The organism is Micromonospora sp. AMSO12t (genome assembly GCF_008806585.1).
In the GTDB taxonomy this organism is placed as follows: domain Bacteria; phylum Actinomycetota; class Actinomycetes; order Mycobacteriales; family Micromonosporaceae; genus Micromonospora; species Micromonospora reichwaldensis.
In genome coordinates this window covers 1-2892 of record NZ_WAAS01000441.1, presented here as the reverse complement: position 1 = coordinate 2892, position 2892 = coordinate 1, and the positions used below count along the sequence as shown (strand labels likewise).

The 2892-nt window shown below is 74.8% G+C and carries 5 protein-coding genes; 2 read left to right on the top strand and 3 right to left on the bottom strand.

The features are described from left to right. A partial coding sequence (locus F6X68_RS31930) for an STAS domain-containing protein (protein WP_151457724.1) occupies nucleotides 1–347 on the bottom strand: 347 nt, incomplete at its 3' end. Nucleotides 348–675: 328 nt separating this feature from the next. Here F6X68_RS31930 and F6X68_RS33780 point away from each other — a divergent pair. Both F6X68_RS33780 and F6X68_RS31925 read left to right on the top strand, forming a co-directional pair. After that, a complete protein-coding gene (locus F6X68_RS33780) occupies nucleotides 676–828 on the top strand; it encodes a hypothetical protein (RefSeq protein WP_192581635.1) in 153 nt (50 codons plus the stop codon). Between the two features lie 170 nt (nucleotides 829–998). Further along, a complete protein-coding gene (locus tag F6X68_RS31925; RefSeq protein ID WP_121400322.1) occupies nucleotides 999–1406 on the top strand; it encodes a hypothetical protein in 408 nt (135 codons plus the stop codon). A gap of 271 nt (nucleotides 1407–1677) precedes the next feature. Here the strand turns inward: F6X68_RS31925 and F6X68_RS31920 are convergent, their stop codons facing one another. After that, on the bottom strand, nucleotides 1678–2316 hold the full coding sequence (locus F6X68_RS31920; protein WP_151457723.1) for a maleylpyruvate isomerase N-terminal domain-containing protein: 639 nt from the start codon (nucleotides 2314–2316) through the stop codon (nucleotides 1678–1680). 245 nt (nucleotides 2317–2561) lie between these two features. Continuing rightward, on the bottom strand, nucleotides 2562–2892 hold a 331-nt coding region (locus F6X68_RS31915; protein ID WP_192581634.1), incomplete at its 5' end, for a cellulose binding domain-containing protein.

Genomic DNA, 2892 nt, shown 5'->3' with positions numbered 1-2892 from the left:
ACCTCGGGGGTGGGTGCGCCGGCGTAGTAGGGCTCGGGGGCGCCGAAGAGGCCGAGCAGGCCGGTCACCCAGAGCTGCCGGTGCACGAAGCGGCTCGGCTCGGTGACGACGAGCTTGACGCCGCTCACCTCGGCGGTCTGGAAGCCGGCGACCATCGCGCTGATGCCGACCGAGTCGATGAAGGTGACGAGCCGCATGTTCAGCTCGATCCGACCGGGGCGCCCCTTGGTCAGGACCTCGGCGATCGCCTCGCGCACCTCGTACGCGGTGTCGACGTCGATCTCACCCCGTGGGGCGATCTCGATGACACCACCGGGCAGGACCGACTTCACGATCGACAGGCTCACGCGAGCACCTCCACTCGCCCGTCCGACGGGCGCCTCATCAGTACGCGGGCCGCGACCGAGAGTATTCCTCTGACGGCCTCGGTCGCCACCCCTCGGGATGAGCAATTCGCGGATCAGGGCACAGCAAGTCGCCCTTATCCGAACTATTGACGTTTTGTCCGACCGACGATCAGCTGCCGCTGACACGTCGCGCCCCAGGGTAGCCGGCTCCCGCCGGCACCGCCCAACAGCCGGTCCCCCGGCGTGGCCCGTACCGCTTCGGCCCCGGGCCTTGCCCGTTCTGCCTAGCATCGGCTCGGAGACACGACTGCGACCGGGAGGACGATCGATGCTCAGGAGACTTGCCGCACTGGCCGGCGTCAGCGCGCTGTTGGCCCTCGTACTGGCCTGCGGGTTCGGCGGTGGCGGGGGCGACGATGACGACGACGACGGCGACGACGACTTCGCGCGGGGCGTGACCGTGGCGGTCGCCGTCCGCTGACACCGAGCCCGCGCGCCGCCCGCCGGCGTCACCCGGGCCGCCGCACCCGCAGCACGGGGGTTTGCGGAGCAGCCCCACGGGGCACAGGCGGAAACGAGCGAACCGTCACACGCCGGTGCGACGCCGAAGTCGAAATGGCCGCCGGCTTCGGCCCCGAGGAGGTAACCACCATGTTCGGAAGCAACCTGCTGGACCGCCGCAGCAAGCCCGAGCGGATCACGGACCAGGCGTGGCAGCACCTGGTCTCGGCGGTCAGCTCCGCCAGCGACAGCGTCCGGGACACCGCCCGTTCGGCCCGCCGAGGCGGCTCCGGTCTCGCCGACGAGGCCGGCGACCTGGTGGGCTCGGCGGCGGACGAGGCCCGGCGCCGGGCCACCCAGGCCTTCGACGCGCTGGCCGGCCGCCGGCCGGCGCTGCCCTGGACGCTGCTGATCGGCGCCACGCTGGTCGGCGCGGCGATCGGCTGGGCCGCCGGCACCGCCGCGCGGGCCGCCGGCAGCCGGGGCGACCGGGCGATGGACGACATCGAGTTCGTCGACGTCGACCGACCCAACTCCCCCGTCGGCCTCGACGGCTGACCGGTCCGGCACACGCTCGCGACGAACGGGCCCCGGTCGACCATCGAGGTCGGCCGGGGCCCGCGCCTGTCTCAGGTGACGTGCCGCGACAGGCGGCCCGCCGTCGAGCGGCCCACCGTCCCGCGGCCAGTCGTCGAGCGGCCCACCGACCCGCGGCTCACAGCCCTGATCAGAGGCTCGCGGCTCAACGGCCCGCGGCCCCTGGCCGGCGGCTCACGGCCCGCGGCGAGCGGCCCTGTTTTGAAGGCTCGCGGCCCTTCGAAGAGCGGCTTCAGAGGGCGGCGACGCTCGCCGGGGCCCGCTCCGCCCGGCTCAGGGCGCGCAGCACCGCCGGTTGCCCGTGCCGGCGTACGGCGAGACGGGCCAGCAGCGTCAGCACCGGGTCGACCGTCTCGGCCGGCAGTTCCGGGGTGGGCACGCCGACGCTGACCGCGAGGTCGTCCGCGTGCACGACGAGTTCCATCAGCCGGGTGGCCAGGTAGTCGTCCAGGGTGAGCGACCACGGGCCACGGGCGACGTGCACCACCCGATCGGACGGCTCCGCCGCCAGCACGTCCGTCAACTCGTGCAGCGTGGCGGCGCACCGGTCGACCAGAGCGGCCGGGCCGTCGGCGGCGAGGCCGTCACCGGCGCGGCGGATGGCGACGTTCACCGTGGCGTCGACCGGGGCGCCGAGCCAGGTGCCGCGCGCGTAGTGGTCGAGCAGCCCCACGGGGTCGCCGGCGGGGACGGTTGCGGCCAGCACGGCGGGGACGCCGAGCACCTGGCTGGCGAGGTGGCCGGCCAGGCCCCCCACGCCGAACGCGGGCAGGGCGCTCGGTTCGTTCCAGCGGGTTGCTACGGCGAGGTCGGCGAGCAGGTCCACCGCCGAACGCGCGGCGGTGAGGTAGGCCGTCCTGATCGGACTCACGGAGGATCCCTCCTTCGACGGGCGAAGCTCCGAGCCTATGGCTTGCGGGGACACCGGCCCTCTCGGTGCGTGCCGGGTAGCCCGCCTCCCCTCCCGGCCACGAACCGGAGGCGGTGCCGACCGGACCCGGGCAGCCGGAGCCCGTCCGCGCCGGTAGGAGACCCGGGCCGCCGGCCGCTCCGCACGGACCGCGCACGTCCCGCCCCTGGTGGGGACGGGGGTGCGCGGTCGGCGGAGCGCGGCGGTCAGCGGGCGGTGCAGGTGACGGTGGCCGGGGCGGTGTTCGCGCCGGTCGTACTGCCCAGGAAGCCGGCGGTGGCGGTGGCGCCCGCACCGAGGGCGCCGTTCCAGCCGGCGTCCCGGACGGAGACGGTCGCCCCGGTCTGGGTGGCGGTGCCGCCCCAGAGCTGGGTGATCTGCTGACCGTCGGGGAAGGTCCAGCCCACCGTCCAGCCGGTGATCGCCGCGCTGCCGGCGTTGCGGACCACCAGTTCGCCCTGGAAGCCGCCCTGCCAGGAGCCGGTGACCCGGTACGTCGCCGTGCAACCGCTGGTCGGCGGCGGCGTCGTGGGAGGC

Bases quoted from the DNA above. Each gene is read 5' to 3' on its own strand.
- F6X68_RS33780 (WP_192581635.1), top strand. From the start codon at position 676: ATGCTCAGGAGACTTGCCGCACTGGCCGGCGTCAGCGCGCTGTTGGCC.
- F6X68_RS31925 (WP_121400322.1), top strand. From the start codon at position 999: ATGTTCGGAAGCAACCTGCTGGACCGCCGCAGCAAGCCCGAGCGGATC.